This is a genomic window from Perlucidibaca piscinae DSM 21586, assembly GCF_000420045.1.
Classification (GTDB): domain Bacteria; phylum Pseudomonadota; class Gammaproteobacteria; order Pseudomonadales; family Moraxellaceae; genus Perlucidibaca; species Perlucidibaca piscinae.
In genome coordinates, this window is record NZ_ATUE01000006.1 from 277,422 (window position 1) to 299,964 (window position 22,543).

General features: G+C 63.7%; 29 protein-coding genes. 10 read left to right on the top strand and 19 right to left on the bottom strand.

Annotated elements, in window-relative coordinates; genetic code table 11:
- Positions 1-464 precede the first annotated feature (464 nt).
- The 8 genes from F595_RS14635 (at position 465) to F595_RS12930 (ending at position 6,113) form a co-directional block, all read left to right on the top strand.
- On the top strand, positions 465-1,196 hold the full coding sequence (locus tag F595_RS14635; protein ID WP_156873805.1) for a hypothetical protein: 732 nt from the start codon (positions 465-467) through the stop codon (positions 1,194-1,196).
- Positions 1,197-2,015, top strand: a complete 819-nt coding sequence (locus tag F595_RS14640; protein ID WP_156873806.1) for a DUF5677 domain-containing protein — start codon at positions 1,197-1,199, stop codon at positions 2,013-2,015.
- Positions 2,016-2,085: 70 nt separating this feature from the next.
- Complete coding sequence (locus F595_RS14645) at positions 2,086-2,862, top strand: hypothetical protein (protein WP_156873807.1); 777 nt, start codon at positions 2,086-2,088, stop codon at positions 2,860-2,862.
- A gap of 97 nt (positions 2,863-2,959) precedes the next feature.
- Positions 2,960-3,466 (top strand): hypothetical protein, encoded by a 507-nt coding sequence (locus tag F595_RS0105380; RefSeq protein ID WP_022955849.1) that lies wholly within the window; start codon positions 2,960-2,962, stop codon positions 3,464-3,466.
- 115 nt (positions 3,467-3,581) lie between these two features.
- Positions 3,582-4,049 carry a hypothetical protein gene (locus F595_RS0105385; RefSeq protein WP_022955850.1) on the top strand — a complete coding sequence of 156 codons (468 nt, stop codon included), beginning with the start codon at positions 3,582-3,584 and terminating at the stop codon, positions 4,047-4,049.
- Between the two features lie 154 nt (positions 4,050-4,203).
- Positions 4,204-5,007, top strand: a complete 804-nt coding sequence (locus tag F595_RS0105390) for a class I SAM-dependent methyltransferase (protein WP_040568137.1) — start codon at positions 4,204-4,206, stop codon at positions 5,005-5,007.
- A gap of 123 nt (positions 5,008-5,130) precedes the next feature.
- A complete protein-coding gene (locus tag F595_RS0105395; protein ID WP_022955852.1) occupies positions 5,131-5,823 on the top strand; it encodes a type 1 glutamine amidotransferase in 693 nt (230 codons plus the stop codon).
- Positions 5,824-5,900: 77 nt separating this feature from the next.
- A complete protein-coding gene (locus F595_RS12930; protein ID WP_022955853.1) occupies positions 5,901-6,113 on the top strand; it encodes a hypothetical protein in 213 nt (70 codons plus the stop codon).
- A 28-nt stretch (positions 6,114-6,141) separates the two neighbouring features.
- Here F595_RS12930 and F595_RS12935 read toward each other — a convergent pair whose 3' ends face one another.
- Both F595_RS12935 and F595_RS14470 read right to left on the bottom strand, forming a co-directional pair.
- The gene (locus F595_RS12935) at positions 6,142-6,468 is read right to left on the bottom strand and encodes an addiction module antidote protein (protein ID WP_228126947.1); all 327 of its coding nucleotides are present in this window, start codon (positions 6,466-6,468) and stop codon (positions 6,142-6,144) included.
- A 32-nt stretch (positions 6,469-6,500) separates the two neighbouring features.
- Complete coding sequence (locus F595_RS14470; RefSeq protein WP_084682840.1) at positions 6,501-6,830, bottom strand: type II toxin-antitoxin system RelE/ParE family toxin; 330 nt, start codon at positions 6,828-6,830, stop codon at positions 6,501-6,503.
- 218 nt (positions 6,831-7,048) lie between these two features.
- Here F595_RS14470 and nadA point away from each other — a divergent pair, with 218 nt between their 5' ends.
- Positions 7,049-8,116, top strand: coding sequence for a quinolinate synthase NadA (nadA, locus tag F595_RS0105415; RefSeq protein ID WP_022955856.1), 1,068 nt, complete (start codon positions 7,049-7,051; stop codon positions 8,114-8,116).
- Between the two features lie 39 nt (positions 8,117-8,155).
- On the opposite strand, the gene F595_RS12940 is transcribed toward nadA, so the two are convergent.
- Positions 8,156-9,634, bottom strand: coding sequence for a M48 family metalloprotease (locus tag F595_RS12940; protein ID WP_022955857.1), 1,479 nt, complete (start codon positions 9,632-9,634; stop codon positions 8,156-8,158).
- Between the two features lie 14 nt (positions 9,635-9,648).
- On the opposite strand from F595_RS12940, the gene F595_RS0105425 reads away from it, so the two are divergent.
- Entirely contained in the window at positions 9,649-9,876 is a 228-nt protein-coding gene (locus F595_RS0105425; protein WP_022955858.1) for a sulfurtransferase TusA family protein, read from the top strand.
- A 3-nt stretch (positions 9,877-9,879) separates the two neighbouring features.
- On the opposite strand, the gene F595_RS0105430 is transcribed toward F595_RS0105425, so the two are convergent.
- From F595_RS0105430 to aspS, 16 genes are all read right to left on the bottom strand, one after another.
- Positions 9,880-10,347, bottom strand: a complete 468-nt coding sequence (locus tag F595_RS0105430; RefSeq protein WP_022955859.1) for a peroxiredoxin — start codon at positions 10,345-10,347, stop codon at positions 9,880-9,882.
- A 14-nt stretch (positions 10,348-10,361) separates the two neighbouring features.
- On the bottom strand, positions 10,362-10,904 hold the full coding sequence (locus F595_RS0105435; protein ID WP_022955860.1) for a glycine cleavage system protein R: 543 nt from the start codon (positions 10,902-10,904) through the stop codon (positions 10,362-10,364).
- A 53-nt stretch (positions 10,905-10,957) separates the two neighbouring features.
- Positions 10,958-11,635 (bottom strand): 7-cyano-7-deazaguanine synthase QueC, encoded by a 678-nt coding sequence (gene queC, locus F595_RS0105440; RefSeq protein ID WP_022955861.1) that lies wholly within the window; start codon positions 11,633-11,635, stop codon positions 10,958-10,960.
- A gap of 1 nt (position 11,636) precedes the next feature.
- On the bottom strand, positions 11,637-12,278 hold the full coding sequence (gene queE / locus F595_RS0105445; protein ID WP_051144663.1) for a 7-carboxy-7-deazaguanine synthase QueE: 642 nt from the start codon (positions 12,276-12,278) through the stop codon (positions 11,637-11,639).
- Between the two features lie 23 nt (positions 12,279-12,301).
- Positions 12,302-13,246, bottom strand: a complete 945-nt coding sequence (locus F595_RS0105450) for a YbgF trimerization domain-containing protein (protein WP_022955863.1) — start codon at positions 13,244-13,246, stop codon at positions 12,302-12,304.
- A gap of 75 nt (positions 13,247-13,321) precedes the next feature.
- Positions 13,322-13,933, bottom strand: a complete 612-nt coding sequence (gene pal, locus F595_RS14790; RefSeq protein WP_022955864.1) for a peptidoglycan-associated lipoprotein Pal — start codon at positions 13,931-13,933, stop codon at positions 13,322-13,324.
- A 76-nt stretch (positions 13,934-14,009) separates the two neighbouring features.
- Entirely contained in the window at positions 14,010-15,299 is a 1,290-nt protein-coding gene (gene tolB, locus F595_RS0105460) for a Tol-Pal system beta propeller repeat protein TolB (protein WP_022955865.1), read from the bottom strand.
- A gap of 1 nt (position 15,300) precedes the next feature.
- Positions 15,301-16,158: an energy transducer TonB gene (locus F595_RS0105465; RefSeq protein ID WP_022955866.1), complete on the bottom strand. Its 858-nt coding sequence runs from the start codon at positions 16,156-16,158 to the stop codon at positions 15,301-15,303.
- 19 nt (positions 16,159-16,177) lie between these two features.
- Entirely contained in the window at positions 16,178-16,621 is a 444-nt protein-coding gene (gene tolR, locus F595_RS0105470; RefSeq protein WP_022955867.1) for a protein TolR, read from the bottom strand.
- A gap of 2 nt (positions 16,622-16,623) precedes the next feature.
- Positions 16,624-17,307, bottom strand: a complete 684-nt coding sequence (tolQ, locus tag F595_RS0105475) for a protein TolQ (RefSeq protein WP_022955868.1) — start codon at positions 17,305-17,307, stop codon at positions 16,624-16,626.
- Entirely contained in the window at positions 17,304-17,762 is a 459-nt protein-coding gene (ybgC, locus tag F595_RS0105480) for a tol-pal system-associated acyl-CoA thioesterase (RefSeq protein ID WP_022955869.1), read from the bottom strand. Before ybgC ends, tolQ begins: the two co-directional genes overlap by 4 nt.
- Entirely contained in the window at positions 17,759-18,772 is a 1,014-nt protein-coding gene (gene ruvB, locus F595_RS0105485; RefSeq protein ID WP_022955870.1) for a Holliday junction branch migration DNA helicase RuvB, read from the bottom strand. Before ruvB ends, ybgC begins: the two co-directional genes overlap by 4 nt.
- Before the next feature lie 3 nt (positions 18,773-18,775).
- Positions 18,776-19,390 (bottom strand): Holliday junction branch migration protein RuvA, encoded by a 615-nt coding sequence (ruvA, locus tag F595_RS0105490; protein WP_022955871.1) that lies wholly within the window; start codon positions 19,388-19,390, stop codon positions 18,776-18,778.
- Between the two features lie 46 nt (positions 19,391-19,436).
- Positions 19,437-19,955, bottom strand: a complete 519-nt coding sequence (ruvC, locus tag F595_RS0105495; protein ID WP_022955872.1) for a crossover junction endodeoxyribonuclease RuvC — start codon at positions 19,953-19,955, stop codon at positions 19,437-19,439.
- A 29-nt stretch (positions 19,956-19,984) separates the two neighbouring features.
- Positions 19,985-20,734 (bottom strand): YebC/PmpR family DNA-binding transcriptional regulator, encoded by a 750-nt coding sequence (locus F595_RS0105500; RefSeq protein ID WP_022955873.1) that lies wholly within the window; start codon positions 20,732-20,734, stop codon positions 19,985-19,987.
- Between the two features lie 4 nt (positions 20,735-20,738).
- Entirely contained in the window at positions 20,739-22,529 is a 1,791-nt protein-coding gene (gene aspS, locus F595_RS0105505; protein WP_022955874.1) for an aspartate--tRNA ligase, read from the bottom strand.
- Positions 22,530-22,543 lie beyond the last annotated feature (14 nt).

Genomic DNA, 22,543 nt, shown 5'->3' on the forward strand with positions numbered 1-22,543 from the left:
GTTACGCAGCAATTCAGATTACTTACACCGCACCACTGCGGTCGAATTTAAGTTGGGTGTAACAGACATGAGGAGTCGCACTTCTGCACTGCTTCTCGCAATCATTGGCTGGAGCTATGGCGCTGGGCTCCTGCTTATTGCATATCGGGGGCTAGGTCTTGACGGTCAGCCAGCCAGTCCAGTGTGGAGCGGGGTAGGCACATTTCTAGCGGTCGGCTTCATCGCGTCACTTGTTGCGGCAGTTGCAATGAGCCTGCAGGGTCTTTGGCAGAGGGCGCACGTCGTAGAAAACCTTCTTGCATTGCTGCTAGTGTTGCCGGCTGCAGTTCTTGCATTCCTGTAATTGGTTTGCTGAGCGGAGGCATCAAAATGTACCACCCAACCAACGCTTCAATCCGACGTGGCGCTTCGCGCCACGCGGCTTAAGCTAGGCGTTATGCGCCTATGGCTGCGCGAGGTGCTCCGTGAGTGAGTCAAAGAAGAAAGGAGTGCTAGCCGATCATCATCGGCAAGGGAAGCGACTAATCCCGCCTCTCATGAGGATCGCAAATATTGCAGAAACTTCGTTCCGTGACTCAAAAATTCCAGAACTAGTGTGGATGTCAGCAATATTTAACAGGGCTACGGACAAGAGTGCAGTTGATGGAATCGTAGAGTTCCTAATAGCGTGCCAGGAAGGGATTTCTGAAGATGGCGCACCGCACCTTTCCTTTCTAAGCAATTTTTCTCGGCTTTCGGGTGCCCAGAGGCAGAAAATACTGGACTGCGAAAAGTGTCAGGAGAGAATTCCATTCCTTCAGCAGCATCTTTGGCATCACAACGTACTTTTCGAAGCATACCCGCTGGCATTCATATTTCCGGATCGCCCAGAGTATGACCATCAATCTGCAATTGAACGCCTAAAGCTAGATGTAGATTCTTTGCTTAATAGGTACTCAAGCCACGCTACTAAAGTACAAACGACAGCCGTTGTTGCCATGATGGCAACTGGGAAAATGTTTATACACGAGAGAATCGATCTGCCAGACCCGAATGCCATTTTCACCAGCCCCGACTCAGATGAAGCAAAGAGGGTGGCGTCGTTCGTTAGGGCCACACTAAATGCCGGGAGTGATTTATTGGAGGAGCAGGCCGTATCAGAGCGATGGATTTCCGAGTTCTGGGCTAAATGCTTTGTACTGGAAGGGTGTAAGTGAATGAGCGATCACATGGATGAGCTGAGGGCTCTCGTTCAGGACTATGAAGCGTACTTGCAGTCGTCGTTTCGGGAGCTTTGGCAGAAGGTTCCTATAGACCCTTCCAACCTAGAGGCATATTCGGTAATCGGTGGGCTACTCTCTCGCCAGGTAACACTATCCATCCAATTGGCAAGATCTCCCGCAGCATGGAATGGGCATGCCGCCTCGCTATTTCTTCGTGCACAGACTGATCTGCATATAACGCTTGCATGGATTCTAGGAGACCTGGTCGATCGTGCAAGGAAATATGTATTGCATGGGCTTGGAGAGGAGAAGCTCATAATTGAACAATACAAGAAAGAAATTGAAGAAATGCCAGATTGCGATCTTCGTTCGCAGATGGAGCAATTGGTTGAAGTAAAAACGGCGTGGGTAAGCTCGCAGCGCCATGAGTGGATGGTGGAAGTAAATCTTGGTCATTGGGCGCACCTAGATACGAGGTCAATGGCTATTGAGGCTGACTGTGAGGGTCTTTATAAATTCGCCTACAAGCCGTTTAGTCAGTCAGCGCATAGTATGTGGCCTCATGTGTCCATATATAACTGCAGGCAGTGCGAGAGTCCTCTGCATCGTTATCACCTAATTCCAGAACTAATAGATCTTCACGGTGATCCGGACTATTTGTACCGGTCATGCAAATATGTTGACCGGAGCTATGAGTCCATCGTAAAGAGGTTTGGCATCGCTTTGCCTGTGCCAATGCCACTTCAGTGGTGGAGTGACTACTTTTCTGATGATGAACTGCCTTCGGAACAGGAGCCTAACGCAGGCGCATAACCATTCGCTGCAGGCGCGACGGCCCGGACGGGTCGCGGCCTGAGCTCAAACGTTAGGGCAAGTTAAAGTCATGTACGAAAATAGATTTATTGCATTTATAGATTTACTTGGATTCGGAAGTCTTGTTGAGAAAAGCGCAACAGATAACGACCTACCGGGGAAAATATTCTCGGCACTATCCTCGCTTCAACCAAAAACCATAGAAGAAGAGGCTTATGCCTCGATAAATCATGAACTATGCCCACCCGAGGAACTAGAAAATGTTCGCGCCCTTCTCAAGAGAATGACGCAGAACATGAAAGCCTTGCACCCCGTAACAATCACATACTTTTCTGATAGCTTGGTTATTTCAGCATTATCTGATGATGTGATTTCATCACAAATGATTCTTGATCTTTTAGCAAAGCTCAGCATTAAGTTGTGGTCAGAGCATTCACTTCTGCTCCGAGGAGGCATAACAGAGGGAAAACTAATACATCAGGAAGGCGGCCCACTTTTTGGCCCAGCCATGAATCGTGCTTATTATTTAGAATCAAAACTAGCAATAAACCCAAGAATACTTATTGATAATGAGTGCATTACAAAATACAGAAGCGTTGAAACATTCCAACTATTTGAGTCGTTCTTTGAGTTTGATGGCGAATTTAACTATGCATCACTAGGAACCGCATATCGTCATATCTTAAACGATAGCTCTTTAGTATTAGCTGGAGAAGAGGTTCTTTGGAAGTTCCGAAAAACGCTTGCAGAAACAACCGGAAAGCTATCAGAAATAAGAGAACATTTCGAAGATGAAAGAGTTAAGGATAAATATACTTGGCTTATAGAAGAAGTATCTAGAAGATAAAGTGAGATAAATCAGCTCTAATAAGTCCTTCAAGCGGACACCGTACCGGTGCCGCTTAAGTCCAACGTTAGGCCTTAAAGAGGTGCGGTCAGTGGGCATGACGCCGGAACAGTTCCTAGAGTCTTTCGTCGAGTGGAACCTCGCTGATTGCTGTGAACAACCCGGCGATATCCGGCGCGGATTTAACGCTGCGGTATCAGCGTCTCAGCTGGCAGACCACTATTTTTTCTTCGCAAAGCGCCACAAACCCGAACTCGTGGCCCCTTTCCAAAACCTCGGGCAGTTTGTAGAGCACATATGCCAAGAGACGTCTGGAGCGTTTAAAGATATTCGCAGCGTATCCAACGTTTATAAGCATCTATACACAGATAAAGGCGAGCTCTCGCAGTATTCGTCAGTGAATTCATGCGGCGCTATTGAATGTCTGAGGCTGGAGACAGACGAACCCATTAGGGCGTTGGAAGAAGACTACGTTTCCGGTGACGAGCAGGAAGGCCGGATGCGTGTAATCGTGAGGAGAAAAGACGGCTCTAACTTCGAGCTCCTTCCAGCGCTGGAGGCCGTCGTGGCTTATTTCAGAGAGCTGGTCTATGCCCAGGTATAATCAGAGCTTCCAGCCGACGTGCTTGCCTCCGCTTAGCTTTTGCGGGGCCGCAGGTGAAGGCTGGCGTTAGGTGCCATGATAGAAGCACCAATGGTTGCCCCTGCAGGAGACCAACATGGTTATTGACATCGAGAGACTCAAGCATGACCTGCGGTACTGGACGCTGCTTCTCGGTACTCTGCAGATCATTGTCGGCTGCGTCGTCGGGCTCATCCCGCCCTCTGCCGTGAGCTGGTTTCGCGGGATTGTCATGGCGCACATCGAGTTCACGGCCAATGGCGTCCTGATGGTCGTGCTGGGTTTGCTGGTTCGTGACCTGGCGCTCAAGGCCTCCGCGTTGAAGGTGTGGTTCGCAACGCTCCAGATCGGCACGTGGACGAACGGTACAGCGGGTGTCATCGCAGCGTTCTCCGGGACTACCTCAACACTCATGACGACCCTTAACGAGAAGTTTCCCCCACCACACGGAACGGACAGCGTGCTCGTGACCAGCACGCTTCAGCTTTGCGGCGTCACCATCCTGATTGCGCTCGGGCTGACCCTCTATGGTCTGTACCAGTCTCGGCATACTTCCGCGTCGTAACGCAGCGCCCGGTCGCCAGTAGAGAAGTAACCCGACCGGGAGCGTTGCCGAGCCTGCGTCGTGGTGCCATGCTCATAGGGCAGCCTCGCGTCATGTCCCGGCTGTGTCTGCTGCTGTCAGCGTGTCTCCGCACCATCCCGAGCCGGAGGTTGCCATGACCGATTTCACTGAACTCAAGACGCGTCAGCGTGCCATGTGGGCGCTGGGCGAATACGACCGCATTGCCGACGGGCTGACCGTCTCCACCGACCAGACCCTGCGTGTCGCCGCGGTTCGCCAGGGCGAGAAGGTGCTGGATCTGGCGACCGGCACGGGCGTGACCGCGATTGCGGCGCGCGAGCGTGGCGCCCGTGTCACCGGTGCCGACCTGACGCCCGAGCTGCTGGCGGTGGCGCGTGACCGGGCCAGGGCTGCCGGCTTTGACGATATCGAGTTTCTCGAGGCCGATGCCGAGGCCTTGCCCTTCGCCGATGCCAGTTTCGATGTCGTGCTTTCCACCTGCGGGCACATGTTCGCGCCGGACCAGCCCCGCGTTGCCGCCGAGCTTGGCCGCGTCACCCGCCCTGGCGGGCGAGTGGTGTTCCTGGCATGGACGCCGGAAGGCGGCATAGGTCAGTGGTTCCGCATCACCAATGCGCATGTGCCGCCACCGCCCGGCCTTGCCAGCCCGTTCAACTGGGGCAATCCGGAGCAGGTCAGGACGCTGCTGGGCAGCGCGTTCGCCGAGATCAGCTTCACGCAAGGCGATTGCCCGCAGTTCGGTGACTCGCCGGAGAGCATCTGGGAGCTGTTCTCGACGCGCTACGGCCCGACCATTCGCGCCCTGGGCAGCCTTGAGGGGCCGGCCAGGGAGGCATTCCGGCGTGACATGCTGGCGTTTCTCGCCGGCTATCGCGCTGCCGACGGCAAGGTGCGCTGGGGCCGTGAATACCTGATCACGCGCGCGATCCGGGCCTGAGGGCGAGCGGGTGGCGTGGCCATGTCCGGTTCGTGCAGCCACCTGCACCGGGCGCCGGATTGACGCCGTCCAGCGCGTGCGCGAGTCTTGCGCCTCGTCAGTCATCGCCGCCCGGGATCCTCCATGCGCATTCACTGCCTGCAACACGTCGACTTCGAAGGCCCCGGCCAGATCGGGACCTGGCTGGCCGCACGCGGCCATGTGCTGACCACCACGGCCTTCTGGACCCGGGATGCCGTGTTGCCGGCGCTGGATGCCTTCGATGCGCTGCTGATTCTGGGCGGGCCGATGAGCGTCAACGACGAGCAGCAGCTGCCCTGGCTGCGTGACGAGAAGCGATTCGTGCGTGACTGCATGGCGGCCGGCAAGCCGGTGCTGGGCATCTGCCTGGGCGCCCAGCTCATTGCCAGCGCGCTGGGCGCGCGGGTGTTTTCCAACCCGGTCCGCGAGATCGGCTGGTTCGACATCCACCCGGTGACCACCGGCGGCGATGACCTGCTCAGACTGACCGGGGAGACCCGCGTCTTTCACTGGCATGGCGAGACGTTCGAGCTGCCGGCAGGGGCGCGACTGCTGGCCAGCAGCGCTGCCTGCGTGAATCAGGTGTTCCAGATCGGGGAGCGCGTGATCGGCCTGCAATGCCACCTGGAAACCACGCCAGAGGCGGCGCAGGCACTGGTGGCGCACTGCGGTGACGAGCTGCAGCCGGCAGCCTGGGTGCAGAGCGAGGCGGAGATTCTGGCGGCACCGGCTTCGGCCTATGCGCAGGCCCATGCCGTGCTCGACTCGCTGCTCACGCGGCTGTTGCGCGACTGATTTGTCCCGCGCTGTTCCATGCCATCCGTGCCGGCGCTGGCTATGCTGACATTTGGTCAAGAATCGGGGATTTCCACATGCCGCGTTTAGTCATCTACGTCCTGATCATTCTGCACGTGGCGCCCGGCATCGCCTTCACGCTGCTGGCCTTCGGCTGCAATCCCTACGTGCCGTCGCTTGGCGGTTTCTGCGGTCAGGGTCTGCTGCTGCCGTTCATGCAGATCACCCTGATTGCCACCCTGGCACTGGCAGGGGTGTTTGCGCTGTTCGAGCGACTGCGAACGCGTTGACCGAGAGTGGCGTCCACCGAGAGGGGCGTCAAGGCGATGGCGTGTTCTCGGTGACGCCAGCCGGCGCCGTTTCAGAAGGAGCGGCCGGTACTGCCGACAGACGCATGCCGACGGCATGAAGCACGGCCAGCAGCGTTTTCAGTGTCGGATTGCCCTGCGCAGACAGCGAGCGATACAGCGCCTCGCGCGAGATGCCCGCTTCACGGGCAATCAGTGCCAGGCCGCCATGGGCCTCGGCGACATGACGCAGAGCCATCAGCCCGATGGCTCTGTCTTCGGGGTTGTCCAGATCTTCCAGCGCGGTGCGCAGGTACTCGCTGGCGAAGGCCTTGTCGGCGCGAAGCATGTCAATCATGAACGCATGATGTGACACGGAGGCTGGGTAATTCATGTGCGCAGTCTCGCTTTCCAGTCATGCCAATAGGTGAGTGCCAAGGCAATGTCGCGATCCTGCGTGGATTTGTTGCCTCCTGCCAGCAGGATGTCCCACTCCGGACCATGGCGACCCAGATAGATTCTGTAACCAGGACCACTGTGCAATCGCAGCTCCAGAATGCCTGCCCGGAGTGGACGAACATCGCCGAAATTTCCATCTGCAAGGCGATTAAGTCGCGTCGTGATGCGGGTGATCAGTACGGGATCACGCAGTCCCAGCAGCCATTGCTGCAAGGGACGCTGGCCGTCAGGGCGCTGGTAATGCACAAGATGAATGGTCATGGCACTGTAACTTAAAAGCTACATGCAATCAAACGCCCGGCCAATTCCGCCTGTTTCCGGATCATGGCGCTGCCTCCCGGCCTGAATGCTCCTCAAGACATGGCACCGCGATGGCGATTTCGCCACCCGCGGGCACAGCCAGTCGTCGTGCTGATGCCCTGAGCGCGTCACTGCGCTAGAATCCGGCCTCTGTCTTTTGCCCCCTGCGTGAGGCCGTCATGTCCCAGCCCGTCGATCCCGCCGCCCAGCGCCTGGTCCAGGAGCACCTGGCCCATCTGCACGAGGTCGTGGACACGCACACGCCGGAAGAGAAGCGCGCGCTGCGCGAGCGCATCAAGGCCTTGCTGAAGGCGCAGGATGCCGTGCTGGTGGCGCATTACTACACCGACCCCGAGCTGCAGTCGCTGGCCGAGGAAACCGGTGGCTGCGTGTCCGATTCGCTGGAGATGGCGCGCTTCGGCAATGCCCACCCGGCGAAGACGCTGGTGGTGGCGGGCGTGAAGTTCATGGGCGAGACCGCGAAGATTCTCAACCCCGAGAAGCGCGTGCTGATGCCGACGCTGGAGGCGACCTGCTCGCTCGATCTGGGCTGCCCGGCGGAGACCTTCACGGCCTTCTGCGACGAGCATCCTGACCATACCGTGGTGGTCTATGCCAACACCTCGGCAGCGGTGAAGGCGAGGGCGGACTGGGTGGTGACGTCGAGCATCGCGGTCGATGTCGTCGATCACCTGGCCGGCCTCGGCGAGAAGATCATCTGGGCGCCGGACAAGTACCTGGGCGCCTACGTGCAGAAGGTCACCGGTGCCGACATGATTCTCTGGGACGCCTCCTGCATCGTGCACGAGGAGTTCAAGGCCAAGGGCATTCTCGACCTCAAGCAGCAGTTCCCGGACGCCGCCGTGCTGGTGCACCCGGAGTCGCCGGCCTCGGTGGTGGAGATGGCCGATGCGGTCGGGTCGACCTCGCAGCTGATCGCGGCGGCGAAGAACCTGCCCAACGAGCGCCTGATCGTCGCCACCGATCGCGGCATCTTCTACAAGATGCAGCAGGCAGCGCCGGGCAAGATCTTCATGGAGGCGCCGACCGCCGGCAATGGCGCGACCTGCCGATCCTGCGCGCACTGCCCGTGGATGGCGATGAACGCCCTCGACAACCTGGCGCATGTGCTGGAGCACGGCGGCCAGGAGATCTTCGTGGATGAGGCCGTGCGCGTGGAGGCGATGAAGCCGCTGCAGCGCATGCTCGATTTCTCGGCCGAGCTCAAGCGCGCACGCGGCGGCTGAGCGTTCAGCGTTGCAACCGTTGACTGAGCCGGCAGCGGCTCAGCCGCGGAATTCCTCGTCGAGCTCGCGCATTTCCCGCAGTCGCTTGTTGAGCTGGGCGGTCAGCGAGTAGTTGTCGCGCGCCAGCCGCAAGGCGTTGTTGATCTGCTCTTCGGCCAGGCGCAGACGCCCGCTCAGGAACAGGATCTCGGCGCGGGCACGAAACACGGTGAGGCTGTCTTTCTGGCTCGCGGCACAGTCTGCGAGCTGGCGCCAGATGCGCAGGTCGTTCGGGTAGCGGCGCAGGGCCCGGTCCAGACGCGGCCGCAGCAGATCGGCCTTGCCGGCGGCAAGGCCGGCACGGGTCAGGCGCTCAAGCGCGGCGCGCCGGTCCGGGTACAGACTCCAGGCGCTGTCGGCCTGTTTCCATGCGGTGTCGTAATCCCGTTCGGCCAGCGCGATGTCACTGGCGGTAAGCAGGTAGTCGATGCGGTCGGGGTCGGCCGCCAGCAGTGGCGCCAGGCTGGCGCGCGCTGCCGGCAGCTGGCTGGTGCGCAGCAGGGCCAGGGTCAGTCCGAGCTGGCTGGCCTGGGAGGCGCGGCCGCTGTCGACTTCCTTGCGGTAGGCCGTGACCAGCTCGTCAGGGCTGGCGCTGTAGGCGACCTGCAGACGCACCTGGGCCAGGCTGAAGTCGGGCGAGCGGGCACTGAGCTTGCGTTCGCTGGTGGCGACACGGCGCTCCAGGTCGGCCAGGCGGCTGCTGCTCAGCGGGTGGGTGAGCAGAAACTCGGGGATGTAGCCGAGCTGGCGCGAGCTGCGTTCCATGCGCAGGAAGAACACCGGCATGGCACGCGGGTCGTAGCCGCTGCGGGTCAGGGTCTGCAGGCCGAGGCGGTCGGCTTCCTGCTCGAACAGGCGGCTGTAGCGCAGCTGGTTCTGCGCCACGGCAGCCTGCGCCGAGAGGCCTGCGGCAAGGCCGAGGTCGCTGCCCGAGCCGCCACCGGCGGCCGCGGCGGCGATGCTGGCGAGCAGGCCGCCCAGGGCGATCCACTGGTTGTACTTGCCGGCATCCTGCGAGCGCGCGAAATGGCGCTGGCTGAGGTGGCCGAGTTCATGCGCCAGCACGCTGGCGACTTCATCTTCCGATTCGGCGGTGAGAATGAGGCCGGTGTTGATGCCGACCACGCCACCGGGCACGGCGAAGGCGTTGACCTGCCTGTCGTCGACCACCACCAGCGAGAATTGCGGGGCGCTGAAGTCTGCCTGTGCCGCCAGACGGTAGAGCAGGGCTTCGATATAATCGCGTACCAGATCGTCACGCCACAGCGGTGTGGTGGCCTGCAGCTGGCGCAGCCAGGCCTGGCCGAGACGACGCTCCAGGGCCGGATCGGCGATCAGGTCGGCGGGCTGGCCCAGCTCCGGCAGATCAAAGCCGGTCACGGGTGGCCGGCCGTCAGCCGCCGCCAGCGGCAGGGCCAGCAGCAGGGCGCAGCTGGCGGTCAGCAGCCGCTGATGACGGCGATGTGGCCTTTTAGACACGAGACTGAGCTCCGATGGATACGCTGGACCTGCGCGGCTTGCGCTGCCCCTTGCCCCTGCTGCGACTGAAGCAGGGCTTGCATCAACGTGCGGCCGGCGTCGAGCTGACCGTGTACACCAGTGACACCGGCGCGCGCCGTGACATCCCCGCGTTCCTGCGTCAGGCCGGTCACGAGCTGCTGGCCATGAGCGAGTCTGCCGACGGCGAGACCTGCTTCGTCATTCGCAAGCAGCCCGGCTGAGGCTCAGGCCAGCGCCTGCACGGCAGCCAGCACCTCGGCGGCATGGCCTTCGGGCTTGACCTTGCGCCATTCCTGACGCAGCACGCCATCGCCATCGATGAGGAAGGTGCTGCGCTCGATGCCCAGCACCTGCTTGCCGTACATGTTCTTCGACTTGATCACGTCAAACAGGCGGCACAGGGCCTCGTCGCCATCGCTGAGCAGGGCGAAGGGCAGGCACTCGTTGCTGCGGAAACGCTCGTGTGACTTCAGGTTGTCGCGCGAGATGCCGAAGATCACCGCGCCGGCAGCGCTGAACTGGTCATTGAGGTCGCGGAACTGCTGGCTCTCCAGGGTGCAGCCGGGGGTGGCATCCTTGGGGTAGAAGTACAGCACGACCTTGCTGCCGCGCAGGGCCGACAGGGTGACCGTGGTATCGCCGGTGGCGGCGATGGTGAAGTCGGGGACGAGGTTTCCGATGCTGACGTTCATGGGGGGTTCCAGGCTCAGGCCTTGTAGGGTTCGATGATGGCGTCGAGGTTGCGGTCGTCACAGAACAGCATGAAGTTTTCGCGCAGAGAGGCAATGTGCACCCGGCCCGGAATGTTCACGGTCATGGACAGCGCGAACATCTGCGAGCCGGTGTGTGGTGCGGCGTAGGTACTGGTTTCCATGGCTTCGATGTTGATGCCCTGGCTGGCGAAGAAGTTGGCGATCTCGTGCACGATGCCGGGGTTGTCGAGGGCGATCACGTGCACGCTGTAGGGAATCGATTCCTTCTGCGCCGGACGCTGTTCGGTGCGGCGCGACAGGATGTCCAGACCCAGGCGGCGGCCGACGGCGGGCAGCTGCGATTCGAGCTTGGCGATGGCGTCCCAGGTGCCCGAGACCATCATGATGATGGCGAATTCCAGGCCCATGACCACCATGCGCGAGTCGGCGATGTTGCAGCGCGTGTCACTGGCGGCACGCGCCAGTTCGTCAATGATGCCGGCGCGGTCGCTGCCCAGGGCGGACAGCACGAGGAAGTGTTCGGTTTCAGGTTTCATGGTGATGACTCAGTGCGGTATGAGGGCAGTCTAGCCAGCTGGCGCGAGAGCGACTAGTGGGCAGGACGGTATCGGGTCGGGTCTGGCAGGCCGGCATCGTCAAATCCCTTGCGGCGCAGGCGGCAGGCATCGCAGACGCCGCAGGCGCGGCCGTCGTCGTCGGCCTGGTAGCACGACACGGTCTGGCTGTAGTCGACGCCGAGCGCGGTGCCGGCGCGAATGATGTCGGCCTTGCTCAGCGTGATCAGCGGCGTGCGTATGTCCATGCCTTCGCCTTCGACACCGGCCTTGGTGGCCACATTGGCGAGGCGGGCGAAGGCCTCGATGAATTCCGGCCGGCAGTCCGGGTAGCCGGAGTAGTCGACCGCGTTGACGCCGATGAAGATGTGGCGGGCCTGGGTGACTTCGGCGAGGCCCAGGGCCAGGGCCAGGAACACGGTGTTGCGCGCCGGCACGTAGGTCACCGGAATGCCTTCGCCCGGCTGTTCGGGCACGGCGATGGCGGCGTCGGTGAGCGCGGAGCCGCCGATCAGGCCTAGGTCCAGACGCAGGATGCGGTGGTCGCTGACGCCGAGGTCGGCGGCGATGCGTTGCGCGGCCTGCAGCTCGGCGGTGTGGCGCTGGCCGTAGTCGAAGCTGAGCGCGGTGATGCTGAAGCCCTGGTCGCGAGCCATGGCAAGGCAGGTGGCGGAGTCCAGTCCGCCGGAAAGCAGGACCACGGCGTGCGGCATGTCAGTGTCCGGGTTCGTTGTTCCAGAGGTATTTGTGCAGCTGCACCTGCAGGCGCACGCGCAGGCGGTCGGCAAGTATCCACTCGGCCAGTTCGCGCGGCGACAGCGTCTCGTGCGCGGGCGAGAACAGCACCTCGCTGACGCGCTCCTGCAGGCGATGCTGGTCGCACTGCAGGCGTGCCCAGTCGTAGTCCTTGCGCGAGGCGATGACGAACTTGACCTGGTCGTGCGGCAGCAGGTGGTCGAGGTTGTGGTAGCGGTTGCGATGCACCTCGCCCGAGTCCGGGGCCTTCAGGTCCATGACCTTGATCACGCGCGGGTCGACCTCGGCCAGCGACAGGGCGCCGCTGGTTTCCAGCGAGACTTCGTGACCGGCATCGCAGAGCGCAAGCAGCAGGGGCAGGCATTCCGGCTGCGCCAGCGGCTCGCCGCCGGTGACGGTGACGTGGTGCGCGCCGTACTGGCGGACCTCGGCCATGACCTCGTCCAGCGTCCACAGGCTGCCGCCGCTGAAGGCGTATTCGGTGTCGCACCAGCTGCAGCGCAGCGGGCAGCCGGTGAGACGCACGAACACCGTGGGCAGGCCCACGGTGCGCGTCTCGCCCTGCAGCGAGAAGAAGATCTCGGTGAGTCGCAAGGTCACCGGGGAAGCGCCCGTGCCAGCCGTCACGGGGTGGTTCCGCTGGCCGGGTTCTGCTTCAGGTAACCCTGGGCCAGGCGGGCTTCCTGGCTTTCCGGAAACTGGGCAATCAGGTCGGTCATCCAGCGCCGGGCCTCGTTGCGCTGGTTGCGCAGGTCGGCGATGGTGCCGAGCTTGTAGTACGACGACGACACCTTGGGGCTGCTGGCGTAGTCATTGATCACGCGCTTGAAGCTGGCTTCGGCGGCGGCATAGTCGGCCGGCTCGTTGGCGAGCTGGAACTCGCCCAGCCAGTACCAGGCGTTGGGGGTGAAGACGCTGTTCGGATGCTGCGTGATGAAGCCCTGCATGGCCGTGATGGCGGCGGCCGGACCGTCGCTGCGGAAGCGCTGGTAGGCGGCCAGGTAGGCCTGCTTCTGGCCTTCGATGTTGCTGCTGTCGACCGGGGCGGTGACGCGTGAGGGCTCGGTCACCGGTGTCGGCACGGGCACGGCGACCGGGGCGGGCGCTGCCGCTGCCGGGGTGGCGGCGATCACCGTGCTGCCGTCGACGCCGGCGCTGACGGCTGCCGGGTCGACGCTGGCGGCGGGGGCCACCGGCTGGCTGGCTGCCGGTGCCGCGGGCGCGGCCTTGCCGTTGAGCTGCTCGATGCGCTGGTCAAGGTCGGTGTAACGCACGCGCAGGTCTTCGCGTAGGCGTTCGATGAGCTGCTGCTGTTCCTCGACCTGGCCTTGCAGGGTGGCGACGGTGCGCTGCAGGGCTTCAAGCTGCTGGAACATGTCCCAAGCCGGGTTGGCGGCGGCGCTGACCGGGCGGCTGGCGCTGGCCACGGCAGCGGCGGTCTGCGCGGGCTGGCTGGTGATGACCGGGCTGCCGGCACTGGTCAGCGGGCGCTGCTCGATCTGCACGGCGTGGGCGCTGGCGCAGAGCGCGAAGAGGCTGCCGCAGAGCAGGGAAGAGGTGAGTCGCATCAGGTTCTCCGGATAGTCGGTTCAGCACAAAAAACAAACGGGCCTGAGCCCGTTTGTTGCCGCGAAGGACGGGACTCAGTTGCCGGACACGTAATCCAGCTCGACACGGCGGTTCTTGGACCAGGCTTCCTCGTTGCTGCCATCGGCCGCCGGCTTTTCCTTGCCATAGCTGACGACGCTGATCTGCGAGGAGTTGACACCCTGGCTGACCAGGTAGCGGGCAACGGCGTTGGCACGACGTTCGCCGAGCGCCAGGTTGTATTCACGGGTGCCGCGCTCGTCGGTGTGGCCCGACAGCTGCAGACGCTGACCGGCGTTTTCCTTCAGGTAGGCGGCGTGGGCATTGAGGCCGCCGTAGGCGATGGCGGTGATGTCGCTGAGGTTGGTGCCGAAGTAGAACACGCGCACCTTGAGCAGGTCGGACATGCTGCCGGCGATGACACCGGAGCTGCCGCTGCTGTCGGCCATCACGTTGCCCTGGATCGGGTTGTCGAGGTTGGCGGAGCCGGTCGAGGGATCGCTGTCGGAGACCGAACCCACCGATTCGACTGCCGGCGCCGGCGGCAGGTTTTCATACTGGCTGGCGTCGTTGGGGTCGATCGGTCGCGGGCCGCGGAATGTCGAGCAGGCAGCAATGCTGGCAACCAGCAGGGACACGGTGGCGACACGAACGGTCTTGTGGATCATCACGATAAAAACTCCTGTACCAGGGCGCTGGCAAATCTGGACGAACTAATGGATGCGACGGTAACTGACTCGGACATCAGCGTAAATAGGGGGACCACACGGGCTCGCGAACTTCTCCCTCGACGGCCGGCAGACGCAGCTTGAAGCGACCGTCCAGCGACATCATGCCGAGCACGCCCTGGCGTCCCTTGCGGGTGGCGTAGACCACCATGCGGCTGTTCGGCGAGAAGCTCGGCGACTCGTCCAGCGGCGTGTTGGTGAGGATGCTGAAGATGCCGTTGCTGAGGTCCTGGATGCCGATGGCGTAGCTGTTGCCGCCGGTCTGGTGGACCATGGCCAGGTAGCGGTCGTTCGGGCTGATGTCGGCACGCGCGTTGAAGCTGCCGCTGAAGGTCAGGCGCTTGGTTTCACCGCTGGCGATGTTGAGGCGGTAGATCTGCGGGCCGCCGCTGCGATCGGAGGTGAAGATCAGGGAGCGGCCGTCACGTGTCCAGCGCGGCTCGGTGTCGATGGCCGGGTTGTTGGTGAGGCGGGTGAGCTGGCGGCTGTCGAGGTCCATCAGGTAGAGCTCGGGGTTGCCGTCACGCGACAGGGTCAGGGCCATGCGCTTGCCGTCCGGCGACCAGGCCGGTGCGCCGTTGAGACCGGCGAAGTCGGTCAGCTTGGTGCGCTGGCGGGTCGACAGGTTCTGCACGAAGATGGCCGGCTTGCGGCTCTCGAAGGAGACGTAGGCGACCTGGCGTGCAGTCGGCGACCAGGTCGGCGACAGGATGGGTTCGACCGAGTCGAGCAGGGTGATCTGGCGCTCGCCGTCGATGTCGGACAGCTCCAGGCGGTAGCGCGGCTTGCCGCCCCGAGAATACTGGTTCACGTACAGGATCTTGGTGGCGAAGATGCCGGGCTCGCCGGTGACCTTCTCGTAGATCTTGTCGCTGATGTAGTGCGCGGCATCGCGCCAGCGGCTGGCGTCGACGGTGAAGCTTTCGCCGAGCAGGCGCTCGAGGCCGCCCTTGCGCAGCAGCTCGTAGCGGAAGCTGTACTTGCCGTTGGCGAGGCGGGTGGCCTGGCCGATCACTACCAGGTCGGCACCGATGTTCTGCCACACGCCGGGCAGCATTTCGGCGCTGCTGGCCGGGCGGCCGGGCAGGCGAGACGGGTCGAGGGTGCGGAACAGGCCGCTGCGATCGAGGTCGGCACGGATGATGCTGCCGGTGTTGACGTTCTCGGCCTCGATGCCGGCAAAGGCGGCGACGGCGATCGGCGTGGCGTCATCCGCCCGCTGGGTGACTTCGATGGTCAGTGCCGCGCTGGCCAGACCGGACACCCACCAGAGCACGAGCCCGATGACTGGTACGCGAAAACCCATCTCATTCCTCCGATTTCAATTTCAGCGTCAACACCTTGAACTGTTCACGGAACAAGGCGGGATCCGATGGCACGGGCAGCGGGCTGGCGCGGCGCACGGCTTCCTGCGCGCTGGCATCCAGCGCCGGATTGCCGCTCGATCGTATCACCACGACCGAGGCGACTTCACCTCCGGGCAGCAGGGTAATGCGCATTTCGGTGGTCAGCCCGGCCGGCACGTTGGCGGGCAGGCGCCACACCGACTTGATCTTGCGGTCGATGGCGCGCGTGAACTCGCCGATCTGCGCCGCCATCTGGCGGGCGCGGGCATCGGCGGCGGCCTGCGCCGCCAGTGCCTCGGCCTCGTCCGCAGCCTGCGCCGCCAGCGCCTGCTGACGCGCCAGGGCATCGCGCTTGCGCTGCTCGGCCTGTTCGCGGGCGATGCGCTGGGTTTCCTTCTCGACCTCGGCCAGCTCGCTGTCGACGGCATCCGGGTCTATGCGCGGCTCGTTTCGGGGTTTGGGCGGCTGCTTCTCGGGCTTTTTCTCGGCCGGCTTCACGGTTTCCGGCTTTGCCGGCGGCTTGACCGCGGGCTTGGCCGGTTCCGGAGCCGGCTTCGGTGGCGTCACCGGCTTGGGGGGGGCGGGTTCCGGCGGTGGCGGCAGCGGTTCCGGCTCCGGCAGGGGCGCCGGTGCCGGGGCGTCGGCAGGCAGTGCCGGCTGCGGCGCAGGCAGCACGGCGCCACCGGCGGGCATCAGCATGGCCTGCATCACCGGCGGCGGCTCGGGCAGCGTGTGCGGCTTGGCGACCAGCCACAGCACCAGCACCAGTCCGCCATGCAGGCAGACCGAGAGCAGCAGGTTGCGACGGGACAGGTTCATGCGTGCGGGCGTCCGGTCATCACGGGGTGGCCGGCAGTTCGGTGAGCAGACCGACCTGCTTGACGCCGCCCTGCTGCAGCGACGACATCAGTTCGACCACGCGGCCGTAGCCGACGCTGTGATCGCCGTTGACCAGCACCGGGATCTCCTCGCCGCGCGCCTGGCGCAGGGCGCGAATCTCGCTGGGCAGGTTCTGCAGGCTGACCTGGCTGCGGTCGTCCGGACCGGTCTGCAGCCAGAGCTCGCCGTCGGCCTTGACGGTGACGATCAGGGGCTGCTGTTCCTGCAGGCTGAGGGCGTCGGCCTGGGCATCGGGCAGGTCGACTTCGATGCCCTGGGTCAGCATGGGTGCGGTGATCATGAAGATGACCAGCAGCACCAGCATGACGTCGATGTAGGGCACCACGTTCATTTCCGACATGGGCGCCCGGCGGGGCCGGCGGAACGAGGAGTGCAGGCTCATGGTCAGCGTCCTGCGTGGGCTTCGCGGTGCAGGATGCTGCTCAGTTCCTCGGCGAAGATCTCGTAGCGCGACAGCAGCTGCTCGCTGCTGGCGGAGAAGCGGTTGTAGGCGAGCACGGCCGGGATTGCCGCGAACAGGCCGATGGCGGTGGCGATCAGGGCTTCGGCGATGCCGGGCGCGACCACGGCCAGCGTGGCCTGCTGCACCTGGGCCAGGCCCAGGAACGACGACATGATGCCCCAGACCGTGCCGAACAGGCCGATGTAGGGGCTGGTGGAGCCGACGCTGGCGAGGAAGGGCAGCTGGGCATCGAGCTTGTTCTGCTCGACGCTGAGCGAGATGCGCAGGGCACGGCTGACGCCCTGCATGATGGCATCGCCATCGGCCTGCTTCTCGCGCAGGCGCTGGAACTCCTGGAAGCCGGCACGGAACAGGTTCTCGCAGCCGGAATCCGGCTCCGGCTTGTGCTGCGACTGCTCATAGAGCTGGCGCATGTCCATGCCTGACCAGAAGCGTTCCTCGAAGCTGCGGCTGAGGGCGTCGGCGCGGCTGTAGATGCCGCGACGCTGGAAGATGATGGTCCATGACATCACCGAGGCCAGCACCAGGATGGCCATGACGGCCTGGACCACGAAGCTGGCATTGAAGATCAGGGAAGTGACGGTCATTTCGGGTGCAGCGGTCATGGGGTGCTTCCTGTATCGGCATTCAGCAGGGCGGTGAGTGCGGCGGGCAGTGCGCGCGGCTTGAGAGTATTGCGGTCGACGCAGGCAACTTCAATCCGGCCCTCGGCGAGTACCACGTCACCACGCAGGATCCGTTGACGGAAATGCAGCGAGGCACGACCGCGATGGATGATTTGTGCGCAGGCGGTGAGGGCATCGTCGAGGCGGGCCGGCACGCGGTAGTCGACATCGGCGTGACGGACCACGAAGAACACCGGTTCGTCGCTGACCAGGTAGTGCGAATAGCCCAGCGAACGCAGCCATTCGGTGCGCGCGCGTTCCATGAACTTCAGGTAGTTCACGTAGTAGACGATGCCGCCGGCGTCGGTGTCCTCGATGTAGACCCGCACCGGCGTGCGGAATTCGGGATACGGCGTGTCGGCGGCAGCGGCGGCAGTTGAGGCGTGCTGACTCATGGCGTCTCCGGGGCGGCGAGCCCGAGCTGCAGCCAGGCCGACTGGCTGGCGACGCGGCCGCGCGCGGTGCGCAGGATCAGGCCCTGCTGTAGCAGGTAGGGTTCGATGACATCCTCGAGGGTGCCGGCATCCTCGGACAGTGCCGCCGCCAGGGTCTCGACGCCGACCGGGCCGCCGTCGAACTTGTCGATGAGCAGGCTGAGGTAGCGGCGGTCGAGGTGATCGAGGCCGTGGTCGTCGATGTCGAGCATGGACAGGGCCTGGCTGGCGACATCGGCAGTGATGTGGCCGTCGGCGCGCACCTCGGCGTAGTCGCGCACGCGGCGCAGCAGGCGGTTGGCGATGCGTGGCGTGCCGCGTGCACGCCGGGCGATCTCGCGGGCGCCGTCATCGGCGATGGACAGGTTGAGCAGGCCGGCGGAGCGGGTGACGATGCGGGTCAGGTCGGCGAGCTGGTAGAACTCCAGGCGCTGCACGATGCCGAAACGGTCGCGCAGCGGCGAGGTCAGCAGGCCGGCGCGGGTGGTGGCACCGACCAGGGTGAAGGGCGGCAGGTCGAGCTTGAGCGAGCGCGCGGCGGGGCCCTCGCCGATCATGATGTCGAGCTGGTAGTCCTCCATCGCGGGATAGAGGATCTCCTCGACCACCGGTGACAGGCGGTGGATCTCGTCGATGAACAGCACGTCGCCGGCTTCCAGGTTGGTGAGCAGGGCGGCGAGGTCGCCGGCACGCTCCAGCACCGGGCCCGAGGTCGAGCGCAGCTGGCCGCCCATCTCGCGCGCGATGATGTTGGCCAGCGTGGTTTTGCCGAGGCCGGGCGGTCCGAAGATCAGGGTGTGGTCCAGGGCCTCGCCACGGCTGCGTGCGGCGCCCATGAAAATGGCCATCTGCTCGCGCACCTGGGGCTGGCCGATGTAGTCGGCGAGCTGGGTCGGGCGGATGGCGCGATCGACCGACTCGTCCTGGCCGCGGGCGATGGGCGTGATGAGGCGATCCGATTCAATGCTCATGGCTTATTGTCTCAGCAGGCTCTTGAGCGCGGCGCGCACCAGGTCGGCGGTTTCGTGGTGGTCATCGGACACCGCCTTGACGGCGCGCTGTGCCTCGGCCGGCTTGTAGCCCAGCGCGAGCAGGGCGCTTTCCGCCTCTTCGCCGGGCGTGGCGGGCGCCGGCGCCGGGGTGCGCGCGGCCGGTAGCGCACCGCGCAACAGGGGAATGCTGTCCATGCCCGGCAGCTTGTCGCGCAGCTCGATGATCAGGCGTTCGGCGGTCTTCTTGCCGACGCCGGGAATGCGCGTCAGCGTGGCCAGGTCTTCCTGGCTGATGCAGCGCTTGAGGGCATCGACTTCCAGTCCGGAGAGCAGGGCCAGCGCCAGACGCGGGCCGACGCCGCTGACCTTGATCAGGATGCGGAAGGCCTGCAGGGCATCGCGCTGGTGAAAGCCGAACAGGCTGTGGGCGTCTTCGCGCACGCTGAGGTGGGTCCACAGCGTGACCGGCTCGCCCAGCGCGGGCAGCTGGTAGAACGTGCTCAGCGGCACGTCCACCTCGTAGCCGACGCCATGGACGTCGATGACCACGGTGGGCGCGATTTTCTCGATGAGCTGGCCGTGCAGGCGTGAAATCATGGTGTTCCCGTTCGGGTTGTCGTGAAGCGGTCGGCGTCGTGACGCATCAGCGCGCGCGTCCGCCGCGCAGACCGGATGCCGCGATTCTACTCAGGTTCGCGCCGGCATGGGCATGGCAGAGGGCGGCGGCGAGGGCATCGGCGGCGTCGGCCGAGGGCATGCCGGGCAGGTTGAGCAGACGGGTGACCATGTGCTGGACCTGGGCCTTGTCGGCGGCGCCGGTGCCGACCACGGCGAGCTTGATCTGGCGTGCGGTGTATTCGGCCACCGGCACGTCGCCATGGGCCAGTGCCGCCAGCGCGGCACCGCGTGCCTGGCCGAGCTTGAGCGCGGAGTCGGCGTTGTTGGACAGGAACACCTGCTCGACGCTGGCCTGGGTCGGACGCCAGGTCACGATGAGCTCGCCCAGGCAGCTGAAGATGGTCTTCACGCGCTCGGGCAGCGACTGCTCGGTATTCATGCGTATGCAGCCGCTGTCGAGGTAGCGCCAGCCACGGCCGTCCTGGGCGATGAGGCCGTAGCCGGTGATGCGCGATCCGGGGTCGATGCCGAGGATGATGGTCATGGCTGGCTCCCCGGCCGTGCTGGCATGGCTCAGCCGTTCAGCTTCGCCATGATCTCGTCGCTGAAGCTGACGTTGGTGTAGACGTTCTGCACGTCATCCAGGTCTTCCAGCATGTCGATCATCTTCATCAGCCTTTCCGCCTGCTCGGGATCGGTGATCTCGGCATCGGTGGAGGCCTTCATGGTGACTTCGGCATTTTCCGGCTTCAGGCCGGCGCCGGCGAGGGCGTCCATGACGGCACCGAAGGCTTCCGGCGAGGTCACCACGGTGATGCCGTCGTCATCGGTTTCGACGTCGTCGGCACCGGCATCGAGCGCGATTTCCATGACCTTGTCTTCATCGGTGCCGGCCGGGAAGCGGATTTCGCCACGCTTGCTGAACAGGAAGGCGACCGAGCCGCTGGTGCCCATGTTGCCGCCGTTCTTGCTGAAGGCGTGACGGACTTCCGAGACGGTGCGGTTGAGGTTGTCGGTCATGGTTTCGACCAGCACCGCCACGCCGCCGACGCCATAGCCTTCGTAGGTCAGTTCGTCGAGCTTCTTGTCGTCATCGCCGCCGGCGCCGCGCTGGATGGCGCGGTTGACGACGTCACGGCTCATGTTGGCGCCCAGCGCCTTGGCGACGATGGCGCGCAGACGCGGGTTGTCGGCTTCCGACGGGCCGCCGAGACGGGCGGCCACGGTGATTTCACGGATGAACTTGGTGAACACCTTGCCGCGCGAGGCATCGACACGGGCCTTCTTGTGCTTGATGTTCGCCCACTTGCTGTGACCTGCCATGTGCTCAGGCCTCCTTCTTCACTTCTTCGCGCAGGCGGATACCCAGCTCGCGCAGCTGTTTGTTCTCGACCGGGGCCGGGGCGTGCGTCATCAGGCACTCGGCGGTCTTGGTCTTGGGGAAGGCGATGACGTCGCGAATCGAGGTCGCGCCGGTCATCAGCATGACCAGGCGATCGAGGCCGAAGGCGAGGCCGCCGTGGGGCGGGGCGCCGAACTTGAGGGCGTCGAGCAGGAACTCGAACTTCTCGTTGGCTTCCTCTTCGCTGATGCCGAGAGCCTCGAACACGGCCTTCTGCATGTCCATGTTGTAGATGCGCAGCGAGCCGCCGCCGAGCTCGGTGCCGTTGAGCACCATGTCATAGGCCACCGACAGGGCCGAGCCCGGATCGGTCTTGAGCACGGACACGTCGCACTTGGGCAGCGTGAACGGGTGGTGCACCGAGGTCCACTGGCCGTCGGCGACTTCCTCGAACATCGGGAAATCAACCACCCACAGCGGGGCCCATTCGCAGGTCAGCATCTTGAGGTCGTGACCGACCTTGACGCGCAGGGCGCCCATGGCGTCGTTGACGACCTTGGCCTTGTCGGCGCCGAAGAAGATGAGGTCGCCGTTCTGTGCGCCGGTACGTTCAATGATCGCTGCAAGCGCTTCATTCGGAAGGAATTTCACGATCGGCGACTGCAGGCCGCTGCCTTCGCCGTTGTGGATGTTCGTGACGTCATTGACCTTGATGTAGGCCAGGCCCTTGGCGCCGTAGATGCCGACGAACTTGGTGTAGTCATCGATCTGGCTGCGCGGCATGGCGTTGCCGCCCGGCACCTTGAGCGCCACCACGCGACCCTTGGGGTCCTTGGCCGGGCCGGCGAAGACCTTGAACTCGATGTTCTGCAGCAGGTCGGCGACATCGACCAGCTCCATCGGGATGCGCAGGTCGGGCTTGTCGGACGCGAAGCGGCGCATGGCTTCGTTGTAGGTCATGCGCGGGAAGGCGTCGAACTTGACGCCGAGCAGTTCGTCGAAGAGTTGCACGATCATCTTTTCGGTGATCGCCATGATCTCCTCGTCGCTGAGGAACGAGGTCTCGATGTCGATCTGGGTGAATTCCGGCTGACGATCAGCGCGCAGGTCTTCGTCACGGAAGCACTTGGCGATCTGGTAGTAGCGGTCGAAGCCAGAGACCATGAGCAGCTGCTTGAACAGCTGCGGCGACTGCGGCAGGGCGAAGAAGCTGCCCGGCTGGGTGCGCGAGGGCACCAGGTAGTCGCGCGCGCCTTCCGGCGTGGCACGGGTCAGGATGGGGGTTTCCACGTCGAGGAAGCCGTTGTCATCCAGGTAGTTGCGGATCAGCGAGGTGACCTTGGAACGGAAGCGCATGCGCTCCAGCATTTCCGGACGACGCATGTCGAGGAAGCGGTACTTGAGGCGCGTTTCCTCGCCGACGTTGCTGAAGTCGTCGTTGAGCGGGAACGGCGGGGTCTCGGCCTGGGCGAGAATCTCGATCTGCTTGCCCAGCACCTCGATCTGGCCGGTGCTCATGTTGGCGTTCTCGGTGCCGGCGTAGCGCTGGCGCACGCGACCGGTGACCTTGAGCACGAACTCGGAGCGCGACTTGTCGGCGAGCGCAAAGGCATCCGGGGTATCCGGGTCAATCACCACCTGCACCAGGCCTTCGCGGTCACGCAGGTCGAGGAAGATGACGCCGCCGTGGTCGCGACGACGATGCACCCAGCCGCACAGGGTCACGGTCTGGTCGATATGGGATTGGGTGAGACTGCCGCAGTAGTGACTACGCATGGTGCCGATGATTC